Source organism: Burkholderia sp. MSh2, assembly GCF_000731655.1.
GTDB lineage: Bacteria > Pseudomonadota > Gammaproteobacteria > Burkholderiales > Burkholderiaceae > Burkholderia > Burkholderia paludis.
The window spans coordinates 96,069-118,648 of sequence record NZ_JPGM01000013.1; the positions used below are offsets into that span (position 1 = coordinate 96,069).

A 22,580-nucleotide genomic window follows, 5' to 3' on the forward strand; every position below is an offset into this window, starting at 1 on the left:
GAGAGACAGGGTACGGGTCATGGCAACTACACAACGCACGCCAGCAGCCACTGCCAAGGGTACGGTGCTGCCGAACAAGAAGAAGGAACTCGTCGCGGTCAAACCAATGCCGCTGCCAGGCGTCGTGATTTTTGTGCACGGCGTCAACTCCGAAGGCGAGTGGTTTAACGCTGCGGAGGCTGGACTGTGCAAGGGCCTCAACCGTCGACTCGCTCGGCTCGACGATCAGATGGCGCACAAGGGTCCGGAAGCAGGACAGCTTACTCCAGTCAGCTATATCGACAGCCTGACGCCGGATGGCTACATTAATCCGAACATGGCTCCACAGACCTACATCAAACCCGATCCGTCCTACTCACCGGTAATTCACTTCCGATGGGGCTACAAAGCCGACAAGGAAGACCTGAAAAAGTACGGCGGGAACGTGTTTCTGAACGAGCAAAACTACTGGGGGGGTGGTCCGTTTGCGAACGGCTGCTCAAGCCTGCCTGATCTGTGGAACAAAGGCATCAATGATCGCCTGTTCCTGAGTTTGACAATCCAGGCGCTCAATCCCGTCGATGCACGACAAGTTTACGCGACTCCAGAGCGCCATTATGGCGTCATGGCTGCGTTGCGACTCGCCAAGCTGATCGAGTCGATTCGAAAGAAACAAGCTGACTGTCCAATCACGGTGGTGTGCCACAGCCAAGGCAACATTGTCGGGCTGGCAGCCGCATTTCTCGGTGACCGCATGCCTCCCGTCACCGATGGAAAGGGCAAACAGGGTGAATGCGTCGCCGATGCATACGTGCTTGCTAACCCGCCTTACAGCGTTGTCGGGAAGCTCGCGCCGGACAATTGGGCGCAGCGCGGCATTCAGAACGTCTACGGCGAGCACGGTCGAGAGACCTATTTCGCTCGCATGGCGACGTTGAAGGAGTTTTTCGACATCATCAGATGGCGCCCGAGATGCGAGATGTCCCCCGAGGAAATCGACAAGGAGATGGCAAACTCGCGCCCGTCGGCCAATGGCAAACCGTTCTCTGCCGAAGCGGATCGCGAAGCTCACGGGGTCACCGGCGGCGCCAAGAAATTCACATCGGGACGCGTGACGTTGTATTGCTGCCCACATGATCAAGTGATTTCGGCCACCACCGTTCAGGGCATAGGATGGCGCGGCATGTCGAGTGATGAGGTCGAGGCTGCAGGTGGGACCAACGTGCTCGTACAGCGGGTATTTGCGTCTGGCTTCACGATCGGCAAAGATGCGAAACAGGTTTATCGTTACTGGGAGGATGATTGGCGCTATCAGAAAGGAGCAACGCCTGGATTCTGGTTTCCCCCATCACCGCCTATCAAGCTCTCGTTGACACGAGCGCTCGGGAAGTACAAATCACTCGGCCGTTTTTTGGATTTCCAGTATCGCGACGGCATCAACATAATCAATATTTTTGGGAAAAAATTCCCGGTCAATGCCGTTCCCCCAAAAGGGTGGACCGTACCATGTGATGCACCGAAGCTCGACCAACCATTCGAGCCGGTGGCAATCAAGAACGGATACCCGATCCAGGCAGTGAAGGACGGCGACAAGGCGGTGAGTTTCTTCAACGAAGGCAACGACCCGCCTGCTTCGGACCGAGATATGAACAAGGCCGCGGTGAACAAGCGCGGAGGAGACGCGATTGACCAATATGATGGGTCTGCACCGGCAGAAGGCAATGCAGCAAGTGAAGCCGGGCTTCGATACGAGATGCACGCGATCGTGCGTCAAACCGCTCGCCGCGACCAAGACGCAGACGGTCCGATGTTCGATCCGAACGGCAGCGTGATCTCGGAAACACCGGGTTACAACGCAGCCGATGATCGCACGCGATATGCGAATAGCACGGTTACGGCCTACCTCAAGAGTACTGAGAAGAATAACCCGACGAATCACTCGATAACCATGACGAACCCGATGCACGCTGAAAAGGCACTCGCCTATGATGTGGCGATCGGCGTGTGTCGGCTGACGTCGCAAGATTGGGCGGAATTGCGCATTGAGGCTGATTGGCGCTTTGGAAATGGTCTCGACAGCAGCAATCCTCACAAGAAGTATTCGGAGTACTTCAATCGAGGAAAAATGAATGATCAATTCTTGACGCGTTGGATCACGAGCGACCCGGATGCCGCGATGCCAAAACGCATCTCGGACGAGCGGGATCCGTCGTGGATGCTCGATGTGGCCAAGTTCGTATGAGCACGCTGCTTTCGAAATGGCCACGCAGGATCGGCACGGTAGCGGCACTCCTGCTGATAGCCTTTGGCGTGGCAACGGTTTCGCTCTACTATTCGACTCATGTTGCCGGTCAAACCTTGACCCCTGGGGAATTAATGAAGCAATTGTTCGTGCTGCCGATCCTTTTCATCGTGGCAGTTGTGGCGCTCAGTGTCGCTTTCACGAAGTCGCGTACGCCCAAGGCGACGCCTCCGGAGGCGATTCCCGCTGCTGCCGTAGCACCGGCTCAGAGCAAGCCGTTTCGTGCACAGGTGGTCGGTCTCGCATGGCTAAACCCACTCCAGCGCCGGGACTACCCGACTGAATGGCAATTGCTATGGACCTTGGGACTCGTCAAGCCGAACGAGCATGACGATATGGTTAAGGCCGAGCCGCAAAAGTTCACCACGTTGCAACCGATCGTTGGTGTTGTCGATGGCAACAACGGGCGAGAAACGTTCAGTGGTTTTTATGAAAAATACGTCGATCAGCTCCTCAGCCTGTTCGGCGAGATCTACGTCATGAGCCCGGTGTATTTTTACACCGTCCATTCGAAGAATCCAAAGGAATGGCGCGAATTGGCTGGCACGCATATTGAGTTCGCCATTCCAGACAATCGTCTTGATCCAGAAGCGTCGAAGAAATTCCTGGTAAAAGACTTCGTTTCGATGTTCGAGATTGGAAATCCGGATGCACCTGATCTATGGAGTAAAGACGTCCCTCCGGATGTTCATATCACTTCCGGCGGTCCAAACGCTGGATTTACCTCGCTTAACCGCGCTCTCGACTTCTTGCAGGCCCATCCGGACCAAAGCGTTTGGGTGATGAACTGGGACGCGCCGAGCTTCCCGCCCAAAGATGGGCAGATGAACGAGAACATGGTGCTGTTGGTGCTCACGGGGCCCGATTTCAAGACCGACCGCGAACCACTCGCGTGGCTTGGTCGCGCTGCTGTTGGGAACGTGAACGACTTCGAGAAGAAAGCGGGTACGACACGCAGTGTCGAGGCGTGGAAATCGACCATTGACCAGGCGGCCCACAACGCCGGAGTGACGACTACGGACCTGCACTATGTCATTCATGACGCCGGCAAGGGCAGTGACGCCGCGTCCGCCCGTCTCAGCGCGCTGTCACAGACGTTGACGGAAGTTCTACCCGAGTACGATTACCAGAAGCAGACGTTCAACACGTCGGCGTTACTTGGCGAGATGGGCGCCGGCACCGCGCTGACCGACGTGGCACTAGCCATCGGTCGTGCGAATCATCTCGGCGGCAATACGTTAGTGGCCGGCACAACCGATGCCGATCACCCAACGGCAGTCGTCGTTGCGCCTCCGACAAAGCTTAATTCGGTTGATCCGAAAGCGCCGTGGTTCCGCGCACGTGGCGGCGGATCGGCCTTTCTACCTTGGTGGGGAAAACGCCATGACATCGACTACAGCCGCTACGAACAGGGCTATACCTTTTAGAGGCGCAGCCGAAGGCGCTTGTCCGATTCGGTGTCGCGTAGATCGGCACCGCCGGCTATTTCGGCTCGCGGGGAAAGTATGAATTCGGGGGTGTACAAACAGTCTCGCCCTCACCGTTTCTTGGCGTGGGGTGCCGGGATGCTTGTCGCGGGATTCGGCCTCTTCTCGGTCTTTTGCATATCCCTGGCCATCGGTGTGTTCGATCAGCTTGGGATCACGATGGACGACGTTTCATTTATTGTCATCGTCGCAGTCCTGATGGCGGCGATCGGACTGATCCTTATCGTTGTGGGGCTCGTGAATGCATTCCGAGCGCGCAGATCTGTCAATCAGGCCGAAGTCCGTAGATGATCGTGACGTTGATAGTTCGACGGGATTGTAGGCAGAATCCGCGCCGAGCTTGAACCAGGAGTAGGAGCTTTTATGCGCGGCGTGATTCGGGTAGGAGACGTGCACAGTCACGGCGGCCGTGTCGAGTCTGGTGCACCGAACAGCGAGGTCATGGGGCGACCGGTCGCGAGAATCGGCGATCGCTGCACCTGCCCGATCCATGGAGAGTGTGTGATCGTTGAGGGCGATACGGCGTTCGACGTCGAGGGAAGCTTCGCATCGTTCGACGGTCACAAGACTTCGTGCGGTGCAGTGCTGATCACATCCCTCCCTACGTCCGGGCGAACGTAGGCTCACCACACAGGTGCCGACCGCCTGTTCCGACCACAACGACCCGGTGTTCGCGCTATTGGTCTCGCGCGGCCACTACGGGCGAAAGTCGCACCTCAAGAGATCAATATGAGCGTGTTTCCTGACTTCGCGCGGGAGATTGCAGACGCGGCGCGAGTGACATATCGAGCCCTTCTGGCGGCACACCCGAACGAGCGCTTTTACGCGTTTGCACTCTTCACTGACGGTGGTGCGATGACCGTCGTGCCGGCCGCAAATTCTGATGAAGGGCTGAAGCGGGTCCGCGAACAGATGGAGGTCGGTGAAGATGAGGATGCGCCCGAGTTTACATGGGCGCCCGCCGAGTGGCCATATGAATCAGCCGAAGCAGATTCGTTCAATTCGCTTTGCAAGAGGCTGGCCGATACGGTACTGAGTCCGAAATTTCAAGAAGCCAAGTTCGGCGAGTTTTTCAAAGACCTTCAACACGACATGATCGAGGCACTCAGGCTGCTCGATCAGGAAGGGTTGTTCGGTACGGGGGCGGAGCGCGAGAAATTCACGCTGTTCGTCTCGATCAGTGATGACGACGGCGCCGTGCAACTGGAGAACGAATCCGCCAAGGTCCTGAATGCTCCTGCCGTATTCGATCGCTTTATCAAACGCTACGAATAGAGGCAGAAAGGCCGACACGAGATGTTGACGGGATTTTGCAAACGGCAAGGTGTGGTGCCGACGGTCATTTACTGATCAGCAGGATGCGTGAACTCGTCGGCTTCACAGAAGAAATCTCGTTGACCGGGTGCCGATGACGTCGGTCGGCGCGCAGCGCGTGGCCGCGCGTGCCCTGCCCGTTTCAGCATGCGCGCGATTGCCTGCAATTGCACCCAAAGATGGTCGGCATCCTCCACCGACAAAGTATCCACTGCAGCTTCGAGTGCAGCCACAATCGCTTCGAATTGCTGCGGGGCGCCGGCAAGAACCGGCATGGCTCGCGCACGGGCCTGATCTTCTCGATAGAGAAACATCCAGCATGCGAGCGTTCTGCGCTCATCGCGAGATAGCTCGTCGAGCAACTCCGCTGGTAATGGCTCGTCGATACGAAACGACCCGACGTACTCCGCGGCCGCCAGGCCGCGATCGCGCGACTGCGCCGGCCCCTTTCGACGGTTCGATGCGCACCAACTTGACTAGGCGTCCCTGTTTGCGAATCAGCATGGTGTGATGTCTGGGTTGATCCGCTTTAGGAATTCTGGACCAATCTGAGAGCGAGTTTTACGGCAAACTTGACCCTGAACCAGGAGGTGGTTTGCCATGAAACGGAAGCGCTTTTCGATCGAACAGATTGTGGCCGTACTGAAGCAAGCAGATCCGGCGAGAATAACGCAAGCTGTCATCAACACCGTCTGCTTCCATGGAAAATCCCCGACTGGGCGATTACCGAAGCTAGAGGGGCAGATAACTATTAAAGAATAGAACCGTTTGACGGGAAAGCAAGTCCGCCCCCTCCGCGATGTGTCAGGAGGGCGTGAAAGTTACAAAATTGCTTTTCTCGTACGGCGAAGGAACAATTTCTCCAAGAATTTTATAAAGAAAAATTATTCCCATAATAGGATAAAACGCCCGATCCATGCAAAAACGGCAGGAACCAAATTACTTAAACGGACGATATCCGTCTGTTCAAGTAATTTGGTTCCCGGCCACCTCACCGAAGTGCCGAACTGCACGATCGAGCAAGTAATCCGGCTCTATGCGTCGAACCGGATCGCACCGTTCTCGATGACAGCCTGGCTGCCGTATTGCCAAGTGATGTTTCGGTGTTCATGTCCGATCGGCAAGCCCGAATATATTGGCAGATCGAGGGCGCCCAGTACGTCGACCAGCATCTGCTCGAGCGTGAAATCTGCGCCGTCCGGAATCGGGCAACGCGTGAATTGCCCGAGCACGAACGCGCGAGCTCCGTCGAAAGCACCGCTCAGTCGCAGTTGCGTCAGGCTTCGGTCGAGCCGATAGCCGAATTCCGTCACGTCCTCGAGTAGCACAATCGCGTCGCGCGAGCGAAGCGGCCAGCGTGTACCCGCGATGCTCGCCAGCACCGTCAGGTTACCGCCACACAGATGCCCCTGCACCACCCCGGAGTCGCCGGACAGGTGCCGCAGGTTCTGTACGGCGCGTTCGTCGCCGCTAAGCACGGCGCGGATATCGGCGCGCGTCGCATCGTCGACCTTAGTCGCCAGACTGTGAAATGTCGGACCATGCAGCAAACGCACGCCGGGCCGATCTGCGAGTGCGCAGAACAGCGACGTTGCATCGGAAAAGCCGATGATCGTCTTTGGCGTCGCGATCTCGTCGGGTAAGTGCTCGAGCAGATGCGCGCACCCGAATCCCCCTCGTGCGAGCCACACGATCTCGATCGACGGATCCATCAGGGTACGCCGCAGGTCGTCTGCGCGCTCCTCGGCGGTACCGGCGAAATAACGGTACCGGCTGCCGAGATGCGCGCCCGCCCTGACTTCGAAGCCCCAGCTTTCAACTAGCGCGATGCCACACGCGATGCTTTCCGGATCGGGAACACCAGCAGGCGCGACCACGCCCACCGTCTTGCGTCGTGATTCCATTGAATGGCTACCTGGACGATGGAGAACTCGCTGAATATACCCGCACCGCCCGCTAACGACTCAGCCTTGCAACGCGGCGTCAAGCGCACGGGAATCACGATCGCCGGAGTCGTAGAGCACAATGAAGTCGTCGCCCTCTGCGAAGCAAAAATGTCAATTCGCCGACCGTTTTCGAGCGAGGATGCAAAACCCTCGTGAATTCACAACCATCCCTGATCAGCCAACCAGCTGGATGCGATCATATTGCACCGCGCGCACGCACTGCCATGCACTGCAAGACGCCAGGCGGCGCCGAACTCTTTTCCACTGGAGCCTGAACAATGTCGTCGATCGATACCCCGATGGATACCCGGATCGATACCGTTACGCGGCGGTCCATCGTCCGCGCGAGCGCCGATTCCGTCTGGAAGCGGGTCACCGATCCAGCCGGCATCAACGACGAGCTTTTTCCAATCCTGCGCATGACCGTGCCGGCATCCATCCGAGGCAAAGTCATCGAGGAGATCCCGCTCGGCGTACCGGTCTGCCGCAGCTGGTTCCTGCTGTTCGGGGTGCTGCCGATTGACTATGACGACATCACCATCGCGCGCTGCGAACCGGGCCGGCAGTTTCGCGAGGAATCGACGATGTTCAGCATGCGTTCGTGGACCCACGAGCGCGTATTGCGCGACGTGCCAGGAGGCTGCGAGGTCACCGATACGCTGACCTATCAGCTACGTTTTCCGTTGCGCTTCAAGCGATGGCTGATTCGCGGTGTCCTCGGCTATTTGTTTGCGCACCGTCATCGCCGGCTTGCCGAATGGTGCGAGAGACAGCCGCAGCAACCTCAAGCCGTCCGCGAGCGATAGCGGGCGCAGCGTCCGAGTAACGTCGCCGGCATAGCGTGCAGAATGGAATGCGCCGTGATCTGCGTGACGCAATGGCACCATGGAAAAGCCAGCCCGACACACCTACCCGCCCGATACTGGCCGCCACGCCCGGACGATTCATCGCCGGTTGCCTCCAGGGCTGACGCCCATCCGCTGCCGATACATCTCGATAAAAGCCGATGCATTTCGATAACCCAGCTGATATGCGACCGCCTTCACGGATACCCCTTCGTCGAGCAGCGTGACGGCCCTGACCAGCCGCAACCGCTGTCGCCACTCGTTGTACGACATGAACAGGCCGCTTCGCCAGCGCCGCGATAACGTGCGCTCGGTCGAGCCGATCTGGTCGGCCCACTGGGCAAGCGTACGCCGATCGCCGGGGTCGGCTTCGATCGCCCGGATGATCGGCAGCAGCAACGGATCGTCCGTCAACGGCAGATACGTCGAGTAGCGCTCCGCGGCAACCATCTGGTCGATGACAACCTCGACCATGCGTCGATCCGCCGGCGTACGGGGATGACCGACGCCACGCTTCGTCAAATCGAACACGAGCGTCTTGATGACCTCGCTCAGCTCGAGCGTACAAGGATTCCCCGGCAGATCGACACACCGGTGACTTGCGAGGTGAACGACCACAAACTCGGTCTCCGATGTCGTGACCGACTCATGTTCGACCTCAGGCGGAATCCAGATCGCATACGCGGGCAGCGACAGATAACGCGCCCCCGCAATGCTGAACTCTACGATTCCGGACACGGCAAACAGCAACCGCCCCCACGGCTGACGCTGCGCCGGCACCGACATCTCCGGCCCGAAACGCGCGCGACGCAGCCAGACCGGATCCGGAGCCTCGCCGAACAGATTGGTCACGGGAGTACCCGTCGCAATATCGATATTCATTGTCCGATTACCGGCATTTACACAGATAAAGACATCATCGATCATAACTGCGTGCGTGGTTGACGTAAATCACCCGCCCTCTCCCACTCATCACGAGCATCCAACATGTCCAAAAAAATCATCGACTTGTCCGTCGCCCTTCAGGAAGACATAGCCTCGGATCCCGAAGCATTTCTCCCGCGTATCGACCGCGTCCTTCATCGGCAAGGCGCTCGCCAGCTGGCCGATTGCTTTCCTGGCCTGGAGCCGGCGGCGCTCCGCGACGAGGAAGGCTGGGCCGTCGAGTTCGTGCAGATGAGCACGCACGCCGGAACGCACATGGACGCGCCGTTCCACTATCGATCGCATCAGGACGACGGCACCCCTGCGTTGACCATCGATCAGATCCCGCTCGACTGGTGCTTCGGACCTGGCGTGAAACTGGATTTCAGGCACTTTCCGGACGGATATGTCGTCACGCCGGCCGACATCGACGCCGAACTTGCCCGTATCGGCCACACACTCAAGGCCGGTGACATCGTTCTCGTGAACACCGCGGCCGGCGCACGCTACGGCCACGACGATTTCATCGACAAAGGGTGCGGGATGGGACGGGACGCGACCTTGCATCTGACCCGCCAAGGCGTGCGCATCGTCGGAACCGATGCCTGGAGTTGGGACGCCCCGTTCCGCTACACGAAGCAACGATTCGACGAGACCCGCGATCCATCCATCATCTGGGAAGGACACTTCGCCGGCAGCACCGTGCCGTACTGCCAGATCGAGAAGCTTGCCAATCTCGAACAACTCCCGGCCCACGGCTTCGATGTGATCTCCCTCCCGGTCAAGGTGGCCCGGGGATCCGCCGGATGGGCGCGCCCCGTCGCCGTCATCGACGCCTGAACGTCACGCCTCGAACTGGCTTCCCGCCTCTTGATTTTTAAACAGGACTCCATAATGTCACGCATCGAAATACCCTCCATTGACACACTTTCCGTCGAACAGAAGGCTCAGTACGAACGCTTTCCCGCCAACCTCACCCTGGCACTGCTGCGCACGACCAGCTTGACGTCAGGCTATCTGACGCTCGGCGGCGCTTTCCCGCGCGGTGCGATCCTCGACAAGGATCGGGAGATGGTGATCCTGCGCGTGGGCGCATTGAGTTCCAGCCGCTACGAAAAGATGCAGCACGTTCCGCTTGCGCTCAAGGCGGGATGGACCGAATCCGAGATCGAGGACATCGAGCACGGTCGCATGTCGGACCCGCGTTCACAGATCATTCTGCGGTTTGTCGACGAATGCGTCAGGGACATCAAGGTCACGTCACAAACGTTCCAGGCAATCCGCGGCTATTTCACCGAAACCCAGGTCGCGGAACTCACCTTGTTGGTCGGCCACTACATGATGACGGCCCGGTTCCTCGAAACACTTGAAGTACCGCTGGACGAAGCGGCAACATCCTGGGACAACATGTAATCCGGCGAGGCTCCACATGACCCATATCCAGACCGCCAGAGCGCCCAATCCATTGAAGGGCTGGCAAGTCGATCCCGATGCAGTCAAGACGATCGGGCATGATCTGCAACGCCCCGAATGCATTCTTGCCGAGCGCGACGGCACATTATGGGCAGCGGATGCCCGAGGCGGCGTCATGCGTATCGATGCCGACGGTGGGCAGACGCTCGTCACGTCGCGCGTCGACAGTCAGTTCGACCTGCAGGCCAACGCAATCGGCAGCCTCGTGTCCGGGACGTTGCCGAACGGTCTCGCGTTTGCGGACAACGGCGACATCCTGATCGCCAATTTCGGCACCGATCGACTCGAACGAATGACGCGTCGAGGCGAAACGAGCGTGCTCGCCGACAGCATCGACGGCCAGCCACTTGGCAAGGTCAACTTCGTGCTCCGCGATTCGAGGAATCGTATCTGGCTGACCGTCTCGACGCGCGTCAATCCATGGACAGATGCCGTCTGTCACGACCTGGCCGACGGCTATATCGCCGTGCTCGACCAGCATGGCTTGCGGGTCGTCGCGGACGGCTTGCACTTCGCCAACGAAATCCGCTTTGACGCACGCGAAGAGTGGCTGTATGTGGCGGAAACCACTGCCAAGCGGGTTACGCGATTCCGCGTACAGTCCGACGGAGCGCTGACCGAACGACAGGTATATGGTCCGCGCGATCTTGGTCCGGGCCTGATCGACGGCATCACCTTCGATAGCTACGGCAACCTGTGGGCGACGATGATTTTCGCCGACAGACTGATCGCCATCACGCCGGAGGGAGACGCGCTCACGCTGTTCGCCGATGGCGATGAGCAGGCGCAGGCCCGGTTCGAAGCCGAATTTGCGAGCGGCAAGGCCGTCACCGACGAGACGCTCTTCGCGACGGGCGGCACCCTCTGCACATGGATGGCCAGCATCACATTTGGCGGTCCGGATCTGACGACCGTGTTTCTCGGTGGATTGCGCGCCAGCGCGATTCCTTGCTTTGACGCACCTGTCAGCGGTTTGCCGCCAGTGCACTGGTAAGTGAAGCGGACGCGCCTCATGTGTCGTCACGGTGATCCGGGTGTTCGCTCCGATCATCGTGCGGATTTTCATGGGCAGCGTCGCCGCTCGCGGCTGCACCGAACCCTCGCTTCAACCGGCGGGCAACGGCGACGCATGCCCTCCCCGCTGCATTGACGCTTTGCGCCGGCAGTCCGCAAACAGGTTGCCGATATCGGTTGCCCTCGCAACCACCCTGCTTCACTGCACGTTCGCCCGGGATGCAATATATTTCCCCCGTGATCGCGACATGTCCCGGCAACCGAGCCAGGAAATTCATCGTTGCGGGAATACATCGTGTTCATTTTCATTGACCGGCGCCTGAAGCCATCAGGGGCATCCGTATCAGCAACCCATGTTCTCGACCAGATTCCGCATCCTCATCGCGGCCAGCGCAATTTTCGCGGCCCATGCATCAGCACAATCCACCGCGTCCGCGCCGGTTCCCGAACAACTGCCGTATGACATCCCTTACGGCCCGCCCATCACATTGACGCAGGCCCGCACCATCATCGCGGCAGCCGAAACGGAGGCGCGACGCCGACACTGGCAATACGCGATTGCTGTTGTCGACAGCGGCGGGAACCTGGTGTCGTGCGACAAAATGGACGACACCCAACTCGCGTCGCTTGAAATCGCGGAGGCCAAGGCGCGCGCGTCGGCTCGATTCCGCCGACAGACGCGGGATATGCAAAACGCCATCAACCACGGCGCGACCGGTAACCTGAGTATCCCGGGGATCCTCGCGGGCGAAGGCGGCATCCCGATCGTGATCGACGGGCGCCTGATAGGCGCGATCGGCGCCAGCGGTGGCGCGGGTGTGCAGGATAGCGTCATCGCTGCCGCAGGCGCCGCTGCAATCCGGTAAGTCGCGCCCGGCCATGGCTACTGTCGCAAACCCGAACCATTACCGATGCTCGCGTTGCCGACGCCCAGTTCATGCCATCGAAACAACAGTCTAATTCTGACGTTTTAATTACGATTTTCTTTCCATTTCGTTTTAAGCCGGTCTCGGTAAGCCGATAACGCGTCGAAAATACGCGATTCGACCGATATCGATACACTTCCCCCTGCAATGAACAATTTGAACGAGTTACTGGACGTCCGAATGGAACCGGTTCCATAATCTCGCACCGGCCGATACCGGGCAGGAACGGATAAAAACTGCTGCATGCGGCACGTGCAATACTTTGAGCCATCGGTGATGGTCGTTTGCCGGTGCGCTCGAACAGGTAACGCGGCGCCGCGAGGGAACGCATTCGGGTCGTTTCAGCCCGGTGCGGCGCTCGACGCAGACCATTCGGAAGAAAGAAAACAGGCGAGCAAGCGCTCGCGAAAAAGACGAAAACGACATGCCCCCAAACGATCATGAAAAGCGCGCCATTGCGCGCGGCGGCGTTACGCGGAGAACGGCGCTGAAAGTGATGGCGGCAGCACTGACGCAAGTCGGGCTGTTTACCGCCGCCCCCGGATCCGCATTCGAGCAGCAGCCGTCGCTCGACGGCAAGAGCTTCCTCGCGCTGTCGCAAGCACTGACAGGCCACGCGAACCTCGATCCGACGACGGCCTCGCGCCTCGTCGACGCATTCCACCGTACCGACCCGGGCTTCGCCGCGCGTGCGGCCGCGCTGGCGCAACGCGTGCGCGCCGGCCAGACACCCGCGCAACTGCTGGCCGATGCCGACGCCGCGGGCCTGCACGACACGGCGCTCGCGATTGTCGCGGCGTGGTACACGGGCACCGTCGGTCATGGCCAGAAGGCCGCGATGGTCACCTATGCCGATGCGCTGATGTACGACACGGTCCACGACGGAATGAGCGCGCCGACCTACTGTTCGAACGGCCCGCTGTGGTGGACCGCCGAACCGCCGCCGGCCGATGTCGCGCCACCCCGCAAAACGGTTGCGCCAGCAACTACCTCGCACCCGCAACAGCACGCGTGAACCTCATGAGAACTCCTGTTTTTGAATCGAACGGCGACGTATCGGCCGATGTCGTGATCGTGGGCTCCGGGGTGGTGGGCGGCCTGATCGCCGACCAACTGGTCAGCCAGGGCCATTCGGTGCTGATCATCGAATCGGGCTTGCGCATCGAACGTGGGCAGGCGGTCGAGAACTGGCGCAACATGCCCTTCGACAATCGCGTGGGCTCCGACTTCCAGGGGCTCTACCCGCAGGCGCCGAATGCCCCTGCCCCGCTGTATTTTCCGAAGAACAACTACGTCGGCCTGAGCGGCCGGGACGGCCAGAGTTTCCAGCAGGGCTACCTGCGCACTGTCGGCGGCACGACGTGGCACTGGGCCGCCTCGAGCTGGCGGCACCTGCCGGTCGATTTCCGGATGAAATCGATGTACGGCGTCGGCCGCGACTGGCCGATCTCCTATGACGATCTCGAGCCGTACTACTGCCGCGCGGAAGACGAGATGGGCGTCGCCGGACCCAGCGACCCGGCGATGCAGTCGCCGTCGCAACGCAGCCGCCCGTATCCGATGGACATGGTGCCGTGGGGCCACGGCGACCGGCGCTTCGCCGAAATCGTCAACGCGCACGGCTACCGGTCGATCCCGATTCCGCAGGCGCGCAGCACGCGGCCGTGGCAAGGCCGCCCGGTCTGCTGCGGCAACAACAACTGCCAGCCGATCTGCCCGATCGGCGCGATGTACAACGGCATCCACCACATCGAGCGCGCGGAGCGCAAGGGTGCGAAGGTGCTCGCGGAATCGGTCGTCTACAAGATCGACACCGACGCGAACAACCGCGTGACGGCCGTGCACTGGTACGACGCGTCGCACCAGTCGCACAAGGCGAGCGGTCGGATGTTCGTACTCGCGTGCAACGGCATCGAGACGCCGCGCCTGCTGCTGCTCGCCGCGAACGAGCGCAATCCGCACGGCATCGCGAACGGCTCGGACCAGGTCGGCCGCAACATGATGGATCACTCGGGTTTCCACTGCACGTTCCTCGCGAACGAGCCGATGTGGCTCGGCCGCGGCCCCGCGCAGAGCAGTTGCATCGTCGGCCCGCGCGACGGCGATTTCCGCGGGCAGTACTCGGCGAACAAGATGATCCTGAACAACATCTCGCGCGTCGGGCCCGCCACCCAGCAGGCCCTGAAGCTCGGTCTGGTCGGCAATGCGCTCGACGAGGAAATCCGGCGCCGCGCGATCTACGGCGTCGACCTGTCGATCAGCCTCGAGCCGCTGCCGGATCCGGACAACCGCCTGACGCTCAGCAAGACGCGCTTCGATCCGCACGGCCTCGCCTGCCCGGACATCCACTACGACGTCGGTGACTACGTGCGGCGCGGCTACGACGCGGCCTGCAAGCAGCTCACGCACATCGGCAGCCTGTTCGACGCGGTCGAATTCAACATCACGACGACGCTGAACGCGAACAATCACATCATGGGCGGCACCATCATGGGCTCGGATCCGAAGAACTCGGTCGTCGACGGCGACTGCCGCGCGCACGACCATGCGAACCTGTGGCTGCCGGGCGGCGGTGCAATGCCGTCGGCGTCGGTCGTCAACACGACGCTGTCGATGGCGGCCCTTGGCCTGAAAGCCGCGGATTCGATTTCCGCGAGCCTGGCAAAGGGTTGACGCGATGACACACACGATTCAGCAAGACCGTCGCGCACGGCGCGGCGCCGGGTATCGCGCGGCCATTGCAGCGGGCCTTCTCGCGCTCGTCGGCGGCACCTCCGCGTACGCGCAGGATGCGGCTGCCGGCGCGGCCCCGACATCGGCCGACGCAGCGGTGATCGAAAAGGGGCATCAGCTCGCGATCGCGGCGGACTGCATGGCTTGCCACACGGCGCTCGACGGCGGCAAGCCGTTCGCGGGCGGGTACGGCATTGCGTCGCCGATGGGGCAGATCTATTCGAGCAACATCACGCCTTCGAAAACGGCCGGCATCGGAAACTACACCGAGATGCAGTTTGCGCGGGCGCTGCGCGAAGGCGTGCGCGCGGACGGCGCGCACCTGTATCCCGCCATGCCGTATACGTCCTACAGCGGCCTCGGCGACGACGACGTGCACGCGCTTTACCGCTATTTCATGCAGGCCGTGAAGCCGGTCGACGAACCCGCGCCCGCGACGAACCTGCCGTTCCCGTTCGGCATGCGCAGCGCGATGGCGGGCTGGAACATGCTGTTCCTGTCGAACCGGCGTTTTGAAGCCGATCCGGCCCACGACGCACAGTGGAATCGCGGCGCGTACCTGACCAACGTGCTCGCGCACTGCAGTGCGTGCCACACGCCGCGCAACGCGCTGATGGCCGAAGACTTCGGCCGCAACCTGGGCGGTGCCCAGCTCGGTGCGTGGTATGCGCCGAACATCACGTCGGATCCGGTGAGCGGCATCGGCGCATGGACCGACGACGAGCTGGTGGCATACCTGAAGACCGGCCGCGCCCCCGGCAAGAACCAGGCGGCCGGCCCGATGGCGGAAGCCGTGCAGAACAGCCTGCAGTATCTGTCGGACGCGGACCTGAAATCGATCGTCACGTATCTGCGCAGCACGAAGCCGATCCGCGACGAGCAAGAGACCGCGCCGGCGTTCACGCACGGGCGCGTGGTCAGCAGCGAAGCGACGCTGCGCGGCGCGTCCGCGCTGAACGCGAACGGTACGCTGACGAGCGGCGCGGCGCTGTTCAGCGGGTACTGCGCGAGCTGTCACCAGGTCAACGGCAAGGGTAGCCCGAGCCAGGCGTATCCGTCGCTCTCGAACAACACCGCCACGGGCTCGCGCAATCCGTCGAACCTGATTGCGGCGATCCTGTACGGCGTCGATCGCGAAGCGGGCGGCCAGCACGTGCTGATGCCGTCCTTCGGCGAAGGCTCCTACGTCCAGCCGCTTAAGGACGATCAGATTGCCGCGATCGCGAACTATGTGCTCGCGCAATACGGCAATGCCGACGTTACCGTGACGCCCGACGATGTAGCCGTCGCACGCAACGGCGGCCCGGTTCCGCTGCTCGTGCGGGCACGGCCGCTGATGCTGGCAGCGCCGGTGGCGGTCGTGCTGCTGGTTGTCTTCGCCATCATGGTCCGGCGGCGACGAGCGCGTCGTACGGCACGTGCGGACCTGACGTCCGGCAAGGCCGGATGATCGACGGGGCGGGCACTGATCCGAGGCGCTTCTTGCAGCCCCTTGGCAAGCGGGTTCTCTTTTGTCCTGGAGGCAGGGAGAACCCGATGAAGACCGGAGCACTTGTGCCGACGACGTTCGCCCGCCCGATTCGAATATCGACGCGATACCTGCTGCCTGATTCGCCGCGACATTGCGCCTCGCGTCACCTGCGGTGATTGCCGGTTGGAGCAGACTGGCTAACGCAGATGAGGAAAGCGTGGCTTCACGACGGCGCCAGGCAGCATGTCGTAGGGGTGCCGCCATCCCGGTTGCCGCGCAATTCGGGCGCGCCATGCGGCGATGTTCGGGTGAGTCTCGTCCAGGTTGTAACCCGTCTCCTCGACGGGGAAGTACAGATAGCCGATCAGCGAAAAGTCCGCAATGCCGAGTCGGTCACCCACCATGAACGCATGACGATCAAGATGACGCTCCACCACATCGAACGCCGCGTCGATGCGCCCGCGGAGGAATGACAAAACCTCGGGATGCGGGGCCGTTTCGTCGAACGAACGCAGCCAGCGATACGTCACGAAATAGCTGGTGAACTTGTGATTGTCGAAGAGTATCCACCGCCAGATTTCGCGTTGTTCGTCGGCGGTTCGGCCACCGAATTGCCCCAGGCATTCGGCGAGGTACGTCAGGATCACGCCGGACTGCGCGAGGGTTTTGCCGCGATGTTCGAGGACGGGCACTTCCCCCATCTCGTTGACCGAGTCTCGCCATGCCCGGGTGAGCGTCACGCCACTGAAAAAATCGACGAACACGGGCTGCCAGTCGGCCCCGGCACAGGACAGCATGAGGGCGATCTTGTAGGCGTTTCCGGACTGGGCAAAGCAATGCAGTTTGAATTCGGACATGGTCATGGGCGGCTATCGTCGTTCGGGAGACGATACCGATTCTGGCCACGCGATCCGGATCCCGAAAGTGGGAGAATCGGTCAATTCCGTCAGGATGATGCCAATGATGAAATCCGACGCACCGTTGGTGATTGCACTGGCCTACGACGATCTGTGCCCGTTCGAGTTCGCCTGCGCAGTGGAAGTCTTTGGATTGCCCCGCCCCGAGCTGGGTGCGAACTGGTACCGCTTCGCCGTGGCGGCGGTCGGGCCCGGCGTCATTCGCGGCATTGGCGGCGTGCGTATCGATGCCGACGGCGGGCTGGAATTGCTGGATCATGCGGCGACGATCATCGTGCCCGGCTGGCCTGGTCCGGACAGGCCGGTTCCCGATTCCCTGGTTCGGGCCCTGCGCGCGGCACATGCCCGAGGATGCCGCCTGGCGTCGATTTGCGCCGGCGCATTCGTGCTGGCGGCAACCGGCCTGCTTTCGGGGCGTCGCGCAACGACCCACTGGCATCACGTCGATGATCTGGCGCGACGGTATCCGGACGTGACTGTGGTACCCGACGTTCTGTACGTGGACGAGGGTGCGCTGCTGACGTCGGCAGGCAGTGCCGCCGGGCTCGATCTGTGTCTGCATCTGGTACGCCGGGATTTCGGCGCGCAAATGGCGAATCGGGTCGCGCAACGGCTCGTTCTGCCCGCGCACCGCTCCGGCAATCAGGTTCAGCGCGTCGCCCGACCCATTCCCGCCCGCTCCGGAATGGCGCTCGGCGCGTTACTCGACCATGTGCGCGCCGATTTATCGCGTCGCTGGACCGTAACCCGCCTCGCATCGGACGCCGGCGTCAGTGTGCGCAGTCTTCACCGTCACTTTCGGGAAACGACCGGTCTCGCGCCAGGAGAGTGGCTGATTGCCGAGCGGGTTTCGCGAGCGCTCGAACTCCTGGAGGAAACCACGTTGTCGGTCGAAGACGTTTCGATCGAGGTCGGCTTCGGCAGCGCATCGACGCTACGCGCACATTTCCGCAAAACACTCGGTGTGCTGCCGTCGGCCCGTCGAAAAAACACGTCGGATCAACCGGACTGAGCCGGCGGTTTCGGAAAGACGACAATATCCGACCCGGTCGCGCCGTCACGGATTCGCGAAACGACGTGCCGTCGTGCGAGGCGGCGCACCAGTCCCATCTCGTCCAAGCCATGCCCGCTCGAGACTGCGCTTGCCCCCACATTGCCCGCCCCGCCCTTCCGCTTGCGCCGGACACCGCCGACAACCAGAGCCCGACGATGAGCCGGCGTCGATTCGACTCCGTCCAGGCCGTAGTCGTCAGAATCCGTCAGCCGTTTGCGCGAGACCTCCGGTAAAGACACCGCTCTATGAGTGAAGCTTCCTGGAAAGTCTCTGGCCGTCCCTCAAGAAGCCATGTCGCTCGTAGAAACGGTGGGCAGCCGGTCGGTGGTCGCCGCTCGTCACCTCCAGCTTTACACATCCGACCTGCCTGAACCAGTGTTCTGCCGCGGCGATCAGTGCGCTACCCACTCCGTTTCCGCGGTATCGCTCATCGACGACCATGCTGGTTATGCGCCCGAGATTGCCCGGCGCGTGGAAGAGAGGAAGTGCGTGGAGGCTGATGCTCCCGACGACCTCATCTCGCGCGGATGCCACGATGATTTTGTCGGTCGGGCTCGGGAGCAGCGCTTCAATCTTCTCGAGGACCAGCGCCGGCGTTGTCTGGTAACCGAGTTGCTGCAGCAAGCGCGCGATTGCGGCGTGATCCGACGCTCGCGGTTCGCGGATGAGGATGTCCAATGGCGTCATCAGGCACAGCGCTCCAGGATCAAATATCTTCGTAGTCCATGATAGTTTCCGCCATCGGCAGCACCCTTGGCAGGGAGATCAAACAGCAAAGCGGATCGATGCCGAGAGAGGTTCGTCAGTCTGCAACGACGGCGAAATGGCAGCCGGGTGCACTTACAAACGTCCAATGCGCAGCCACTGGATGGCCGGATGATCGCCGGCGACGACTTCCGGGGCAACTGCATGGACAAGCCGCATCCCGCGCGCCGAGTTTGCGAACCATACGACAGCATCCCGGGTCGCTCGATTGGCAAGGACGAACGCCCGGAATCCGGGGCTATTGCCCCAATGAAAGAAACAGCCCTGAGCGGGTTCGAGCCCCCAGCCCAGCCCCCAGGCAACACGAAGATCGGGCGGGTTGTCGCCTTGCAAGTCTTCCGCATCGTCACCTTGGCGCGTGTGGACGCGCGGCAAAAACCACTGATCGTAGCTCGAGCCCGACAGTCCCCGGCCTGCGAGCACATTCCGTACGAACGCGAGATAGTCGGAAGCCGTTGTCAGAAGGGACCACGAGGCCTGCGCCGTGCTTACCCGGCACTTTGGCACGGGCTCGCCCTCCCACTCATGCCCCTGCGCATGATTTTCCGAAAAGCGCTCCTGCCATTCCAGGCTCGAACGACTCATCCCCCAGGGCTCGAACACGCGCTCACGCGCGAGTGCCTCGAGCGAGCGTCCGGTCGCCGTTTCCATCGCCCGTTGCAGCCATGCGAACGCGCTGCTGCCGTAGCTGAATCGCTCGCCCGGGTTGAAATATGTCCGCAGCGGAGCCTTGTCGCGCACGATATTGGGGAGGCCGCTCGTATGGGTGAGGACGTGGAACGCGCTTATCTGCCGCGATCCTGGATCGCCCGGCACATACTCTCCGCAAATGTCGAAGAGCGATTGCCGGAGGTCCAGAAGCCCTTCCTCCGCTAGCTGAAGCGCGACAAAGGAGACAACCGGTTTGGTGAGGGACGCTGCTTCAAAAACCGTTTGAGCATCGACCGGGGCGCGGTCATGCCCGCCCCGGATCCCGAAGTGGTATTCGGTGCCTTCCGTTCCTCCGCGAAGCGTGGCGAGTGACACGCCAGGAATGGGGCCGGTTGCCGTCACTGTCGCGAGAAATTTGCCCAGATCGGTCATCTGATTACCCTTCGGGTAATTGCCGGGACGGAAATTGTACCGACCGCGCCTCTGCCCGGCGAGTCGGGGAGTCGCGGGCTGACGTCCGAGGCGATGTCAGCGACACGCATCGGTAATCCCCTCGACGCACGCCAAGCCAAGCCAACAGTCGAAGATTGCAAGGCCGTTGTCGGCCGATTGAATGAATAAGCGCCGTTATGCCTTCGCGATTATCCAGCGCCCGGATTTTACGATATCGATTCAAACAACATCGATCATTTCCAAAAACCGAACAACCCCCTTCCCCATAAACATTTTCATAACCACTCCAAACTCTTCCTTGCGGAAACATAGTCCATCTGCTTTATTTACTCATACTCAATCAGGATAAAACGCTATCGGGGTATCACGGCTATTTTGCCATTCATGCCTGGCGAATCGGCACCGATTCGCCACGGCATCCCGCGCACACTAAAAACGCAGCCCCCTTTACCAGAGGGCATGCCACGCCAGTTGCGGGTGTCCTCACCACTCATGGAGGCGATCGAACGACCGCAGGCCTGCCTATACCTGCCGATTAACGCTTTCAAAACGTCAACCATTATCTGAATAAAACGAATCCGCTTGAATGCGAGTTCCGACCACCCTTTTCATCACCTGTTCGCATTCAAACCCTGCCGGCCAAACCGCAACGTCACCCAAGAAGGACATTGGACACATCATGAATAACGCACCCGGAATCAGAGTTCGTCCGTCGATCGAATCGTTGCAGGTCGAATATCGGAAAGGCAACAAGAAGCCGCTGGAAGACGTGATGCGCGCGTGGAAAGGCATCAAGGAATTGCCGCCCGACGATCCGAACTCGTTTTTCATGATCGGCGGCTTCCACGGCGAGCCGTTCCGCGGCGCCGGCTGGGGCTCGGCGTCTTACTGGGGCGGTTATTGCAACCACGGAAACGTGCTGTTTCCCACCTGGCACCGTGCCTATCTGCTGCGGCTGGAACAGGCGCTGCAGAGCATCCCCGGTTGCGAGCACGTGATGCTGCCGTACTGGGACGAAACCAGCGAAGAGTCGCTGACGAAGGGCATTCCGTGGGCACTGACCGACCCGGATTTCGAGCTCGACGGCGTAAAGATTCCGAATCCGCTGACCTCCTTCACGTTCAACAGGGCGATCAAGGACCACATCAACGGCGACGATCCGAACTACAGCAAGCCGCTGCCTTACGTCACGGTTCGCTACCCGCTATCGGGGCTCGTGGGTACTCCCGAGGACCAGGCCGCCACCAAAGCGCACAACGACAAGTTCCCCAACGCCAACGAGAACGTCATGTTGCTGAACCGGAACATCGTGGACTGGCTCACGTCCTACATCGTCGTGAAGGGCAAGGTGGTGCCGACCAACGTGAAGAGCTTGTTCGAGCGGTGCCTGGACGCGCCCAACTACACGCTGTTTTCCAACACGTCGTCCGCGGCCCAGTGGAACGACAATGTTCCGGAAGGCACGATTCCCGTCGTCTCGCTCGAGGAGCCGCACAACAACATTCACCTTGCGGTCGGCGGGTTCGACGTACCGTCCTACAACCGCTCGCCGATTCCGGGCGCCAACGGCGACATGGGCGAAAACGACACGGCGGGCCTCGACCCGATCTTCTATTTCCACCACTGCTTCATCGATCGCGTGTTCTGGCTGTGGCAGAAGCGCCATGGCTTCACGCAGCACCTCGACGTCATCGCCGAGTATCCGGGCACCAACTCCGTCGACGGGCAGGGGCCGACGCCGGGCACGGTGCCCAACTCCTGGCTCACGCTCGAATCGCCGCTCGATCCGTTCAAGAAGAGCGAGAACGGCAAGGAGCGCGCCTATACGTCGCTCGACTGCATCAACATCGAGGAACAGCTCGGTTACACGTACGGCCCCGGTTCGCTGGAAAACCTGCCGAAGCTTTCGCTGGCGGCGATGACCGTGCCGGCGGGCAACAGCAGCAAGGTCGTGCGCGTCTCCGGGCTGAATCGTGCGCCGATTGCCGGGTCGTTCCTGGTTTCCGCGTACGTCAACATCGACGGCAAGCGGCAACTGCTCGGCACGCACGCCGTGCTGAGCCGCTGGAGCGTGCAGTCCTGCGCGAACTGCCAGACGCACCTCGAAGTGAGGGCGTTCTTTCCGCTGAACCAGTTCACGGAAAGTGCGGTGGAGGGGGCCCAGTACGAGGTCGAGGTCCATACGCGTGACGGCGTGCGCCATCAGACGCAACCCGCGTCGTCGCCCGTTACGCAAGCTGTCGCCGGCGCGGCTGCGCAAGCCGCACCGAAACTGTTCCGGCTCGAGGTCCGGTAACGACGATGCGGGACGAACCGGCGCCGTCGC

The 22,580-nt window shown here is 61.1% G+C and carries 21 protein-coding genes; 15 read left to right on the forward strand and 6 right to left on the reverse strand.

Annotated features, from left to right (window positions below):
* Positions 1-19: 19 nt before the first annotated feature.
* The 5 genes from GQ57_RS10265 (at position 20) to GQ57_RS10280 (ending at position 5,043) form a co-directional block, all read left to right on the forward strand.
* Positions 20-2,221: a T6SS effector phospholipase Tle3 domain-containing protein gene (locus GQ57_RS10265; protein WP_052001237.1), complete on the forward strand. Its 2,202-nt coding sequence runs from the start codon at positions 20-22 to the stop codon at positions 2,219-2,221.
* Positions 2,218-3,708 carry a hypothetical protein gene (locus tag GQ57_RS10270; protein WP_034197788.1) on the forward strand — a complete coding sequence of 497 codons (1,491 nt, stop codon included), beginning with the start codon at positions 2,218-2,220 and terminating at the stop codon, positions 3,706-3,708. Before GQ57_RS10265 ends, GQ57_RS10270 begins: the two co-directional genes overlap by 4 nt.
* A 138-nt stretch (positions 3,709-3,846) precedes the next feature.
* Positions 3,847-4,059 carry a hypothetical protein gene (locus GQ57_RS10275; protein WP_031401719.1) on the forward strand — a complete coding sequence of 71 codons (213 nt, stop codon included), beginning with the start codon at positions 3,847-3,849 and terminating at the stop codon, positions 4,057-4,059.
* Between the two features lie 72 nt (positions 4,060-4,131).
* Complete coding sequence (locus GQ57_RS39110) at positions 4,132-4,389, forward strand: PAAR domain-containing protein (protein ID WP_075123041.1); 258 nt, start codon at positions 4,132-4,134, stop codon at positions 4,387-4,389.
* Positions 4,390-4,497: 108 nt separating this feature from the next.
* The gene (locus GQ57_RS10280; RefSeq protein ID WP_034197789.1) at positions 4,498-5,043 is read left to right on the forward strand and encodes a DUF4303 domain-containing protein; all 546 of its coding nucleotides are present in this window, start codon (positions 4,498-4,500) and stop codon (positions 5,041-5,043) included.
* A gap of 68 nt (positions 5,044-5,111) precedes the next feature.
* On the opposite strand, the gene GQ57_RS39115 is transcribed toward GQ57_RS10280, so the two are convergent.
* Complete coding sequence (locus GQ57_RS39115; protein ID WP_081896639.1) at positions 5,112-5,396, reverse strand: hypothetical protein; 285 nt, start codon at positions 5,394-5,396, stop codon at positions 5,112-5,114.
* 720 nt (positions 5,397-6,116) lie between these two features.
* Complete coding sequence (locus GQ57_RS10285) at positions 6,117-6,986, reverse strand: S66 peptidase family protein (protein ID WP_031401721.1); 870 nt, start codon at positions 6,984-6,986, stop codon at positions 6,117-6,119.
* 320 nt (positions 6,987-7,306) lie between these two features.
* On the opposite strand from GQ57_RS10285, the gene GQ57_RS10290 reads away from it, so the two are divergent.
* Complete coding sequence (locus GQ57_RS10290) at positions 7,307-7,834, forward strand: hypothetical protein (RefSeq protein ID WP_063934566.1); 528 nt, start codon at positions 7,307-7,309, stop codon at positions 7,832-7,834.
* Between the two features lie 138 nt (positions 7,835-7,972).
* On the opposite strand, the gene GQ57_RS10295 is transcribed toward GQ57_RS10290, so the two are convergent.
* Positions 7,973-8,755 carry an AraC family transcriptional regulator gene (locus tag GQ57_RS10295; RefSeq protein WP_052001239.1) on the reverse strand — a complete coding sequence of 261 codons (783 nt, stop codon included), beginning with the start codon at positions 8,753-8,755 and terminating at the stop codon, positions 7,973-7,975.
* Between the two features lie 105 nt (positions 8,756-8,860).
* Here GQ57_RS10295 and GQ57_RS10300 point away from each other — a divergent pair, with 105 nt between their 5' ends.
* The 7 genes from GQ57_RS10300 to GQ57_RS10330 all read left to right on the forward strand — a co-directional run bounded on the left by GQ57_RS10300 (position 8,861) and on the right by GQ57_RS10330 (position 16,393).
* On the forward strand, positions 8,861-9,637 hold the full coding sequence (locus tag GQ57_RS10300; RefSeq protein ID WP_034197790.1) for a cyclase family protein: 777 nt from the start codon (positions 8,861-8,863) through the stop codon (positions 9,635-9,637).
* A gap of 54 nt (positions 9,638-9,691) precedes the next feature.
* Positions 9,692-10,210 (forward strand): carboxymuconolactone decarboxylase family protein, encoded by a 519-nt coding sequence (locus GQ57_RS10305; RefSeq protein WP_031401725.1) that lies wholly within the window; start codon positions 9,692-9,694, stop codon positions 10,208-10,210.
* A gap of 16 nt (positions 10,211-10,226) precedes the next feature.
* Positions 10,227-11,264 (forward strand): SMP-30/gluconolactonase/LRE family protein, encoded by a 1,038-nt coding sequence (locus tag GQ57_RS10310; protein ID WP_034197791.1) that lies wholly within the window; start codon positions 10,227-10,229, stop codon positions 11,262-11,264.
* A gap of 373 nt (positions 11,265-11,637) precedes the next feature.
* Complete coding sequence (locus GQ57_RS10315) at positions 11,638-12,150, forward strand: GlcG/HbpS family heme-binding protein (RefSeq protein ID WP_031401727.1); 513 nt, start codon at positions 11,638-11,640, stop codon at positions 12,148-12,150.
* 484 nt (positions 12,151-12,634) lie between these two features.
* The gene (locus tag GQ57_RS10320; protein ID WP_052001241.1) at positions 12,635-13,225 is read left to right on the forward strand and encodes a sugar dehydrogenase complex small subunit; all 591 of its coding nucleotides are present in this window, start codon (positions 12,635-12,637) and stop codon (positions 13,223-13,225) included.
* A 5-nt stretch (positions 13,226-13,230) separates the two neighbouring features.
* A complete protein-coding gene (locus GQ57_RS10325) occupies positions 13,231-14,883 on the forward strand; it encodes a GMC family oxidoreductase (protein WP_031401729.1) in 1,653 nt (550 codons plus the stop codon).
* 4 nt (positions 14,884-14,887) lie between these two features.
* Entirely contained in the window at positions 14,888-16,393 is a 1,506-nt protein-coding gene (locus GQ57_RS10330; protein WP_034197792.1) for a cytochrome c, read from the forward strand.
* Between the two features lie 218 nt (positions 16,394-16,611).
* On the opposite strand, the gene GQ57_RS10335 is transcribed toward GQ57_RS10330, so the two are convergent.
* Positions 16,612-17,277, reverse strand: a complete 666-nt coding sequence (locus GQ57_RS10335) for a glutathione S-transferase family protein (RefSeq protein WP_321029206.1) — start codon at positions 17,275-17,277, stop codon at positions 16,612-16,614.
* Positions 17,278-17,365: 88 nt separating this feature from the next.
* Between GQ57_RS10335 and ftrA the strand changes: the two genes are divergently transcribed.
* On the forward strand, positions 17,366-18,343 hold the full coding sequence (gene ftrA / locus GQ57_RS10340) for a transcriptional regulator FtrA (protein ID WP_425321988.1): 978 nt from the start codon (positions 17,366-17,368) through the stop codon (positions 18,341-18,343).
* Between the two features lie 285 nt (positions 18,344-18,628).
* Here the strand turns inward: ftrA and GQ57_RS10345 are convergent, their stop codons facing one another.
* The gene (locus GQ57_RS10345; RefSeq protein ID WP_034197794.1) at positions 18,629-19,072 is read right to left on the reverse strand and encodes a GNAT family N-acetyltransferase; all 444 of its coding nucleotides are present in this window, start codon (positions 19,070-19,072) and stop codon (positions 18,629-18,631) included.
* Positions 19,073-19,225: 153 nt separating this feature from the next.
* Positions 19,226-20,233: a serine hydrolase domain-containing protein gene (locus GQ57_RS10350; protein WP_034197795.1), complete on the reverse strand. Its 1,008-nt coding sequence runs from the start codon at positions 20,231-20,233 to the stop codon at positions 19,226-19,228.
* A gap of 700 nt (positions 20,234-20,933) precedes the next feature.
* Between GQ57_RS10350 and GQ57_RS10355 the strand changes: the two genes are divergently transcribed.
* Positions 20,934-22,550, forward strand: coding sequence for a tyrosinase family protein (locus tag GQ57_RS10355; RefSeq protein ID WP_034197796.1), 1,617 nt, complete (start codon positions 20,934-20,936; stop codon positions 22,548-22,550).
* Positions 22,551-22,580 lie beyond the last annotated feature (30 nt).

What these genes read in the sequence shown, in the direction of transcription:
- GQ57_RS10265 (WP_052001237.1), top strand. Translation starts at nt 20, where the DNA reads ATGGCAACTACACAACGCACGCCAGCAGCCACTGCCAAGGGTACGGTG.
- GQ57_RS10270 (WP_034197788.1), top strand. Translation starts at nt 2,218, where the DNA reads ATGAGCACGCTGCTTTCGAAATGGCCACGCAGGATCGGCACGGTAGCG.
- GQ57_RS10275 (WP_031401719.1), top strand. Translation starts at nt 3,847, where the DNA reads ATGCTTGTCGCGGGATTCGGCCTCTTCTCGGTCTTTTGCATATCCCTG.
- GQ57_RS39110 (WP_075123041.1), top strand. Translation starts at nt 4,132, where the DNA reads ATGCGCGGCGTGATTCGGGTAGGAGACGTGCACAGTCACGGCGGCCGT.
- GQ57_RS10280 (WP_034197789.1), top strand. Translation starts at nt 4,498, where the DNA reads ATGAGCGTGTTTCCTGACTTCGCGCGGGAGATTGCAGACGCGGCGCGA.
- GQ57_RS39115 (WP_081896639.1), bottom strand. Translation starts at nt 5,396, where the DNA reads ATGTTTCTCTATCGAGAAGATCAGGCCCGTGCGCGAGCCATGCCGGTT.
- GQ57_RS10285 (WP_031401721.1), bottom strand. Translation starts at nt 6,986, where the DNA reads ATGGAATCACGACGCAAGACGGTGGGCGTGGTCGCGCCTGCTGGTGTT.
- GQ57_RS10290 (WP_063934566.1), top strand. Translation starts at nt 7,307, where the DNA reads ATGTCGTCGATCGATACCCCGATGGATACCCGGATCGATACCGTTACG.
- GQ57_RS10295 (WP_052001239.1), bottom strand. Translation starts at nt 8,755, where the DNA reads ATGAATATCGATATTGCGACGGGTACTCCCGTGACCAATCTGTTCGGC.
- GQ57_RS10300 (WP_034197790.1), top strand. Translation starts at nt 8,861, where the DNA reads ATGTCCAAAAAAATCATCGACTTGTCCGTCGCCCTTCAGGAAGACATA.
- GQ57_RS10305 (WP_031401725.1), top strand. Translation starts at nt 9,692, where the DNA reads ATGTCACGCATCGAAATACCCTCCATTGACACACTTTCCGTCGAACAG.
- GQ57_RS10310 (WP_034197791.1), top strand. Translation starts at nt 10,227, where the DNA reads ATGACCCATATCCAGACCGCCAGAGCGCCCAATCCATTGAAGGGCTGG.
- GQ57_RS10315 (WP_031401727.1), top strand. Translation starts at nt 11,638, where the DNA reads ATGTTCTCGACCAGATTCCGCATCCTCATCGCGGCCAGCGCAATTTTC.
- GQ57_RS10320 (WP_052001241.1), top strand. Translation starts at nt 12,635, where the DNA reads ATGCCCCCAAACGATCATGAAAAGCGCGCCATTGCGCGCGGCGGCGTT.
- GQ57_RS10325 (WP_031401729.1), top strand. Translation starts at nt 13,231, where the DNA reads ATGAGAACTCCTGTTTTTGAATCGAACGGCGACGTATCGGCCGATGTC.
- GQ57_RS10330 (WP_034197792.1), top strand. Translation starts at nt 14,888, where the DNA reads ATGACACACACGATTCAGCAAGACCGTCGCGCACGGCGCGGCGCCGGG.
- GQ57_RS10335 (WP_321029206.1), bottom strand. Translation starts at nt 17,277, where the DNA reads ATGACCATGTCCGAATTCAAACTGCATTGCTTTGCCCAGTCCGGAAAC.
- ftrA (WP_425321988.1), top strand. Translation starts at nt 17,366, where the DNA reads ATGATGCCAATGATGAAATCCGACGCACCGTTGGTGATTGCACTGGCC.
- GQ57_RS10345 (WP_034197794.1), bottom strand. Translation starts at nt 19,072, where the DNA reads ATGACGCCATTGGACATCCTCATCCGCGAACCGCGAGCGTCGGATCAC.
- GQ57_RS10350 (WP_034197795.1), bottom strand. Translation starts at nt 20,233, where the DNA reads ATGACCGATCTGGGCAAATTTCTCGCGACAGTGACGGCAACCGGCCCC.
- GQ57_RS10355 (WP_034197796.1), top strand. Translation starts at nt 20,934, where the DNA reads ATGAATAACGCACCCGGAATCAGAGTTCGTCCGTCGATCGAATCGTTG.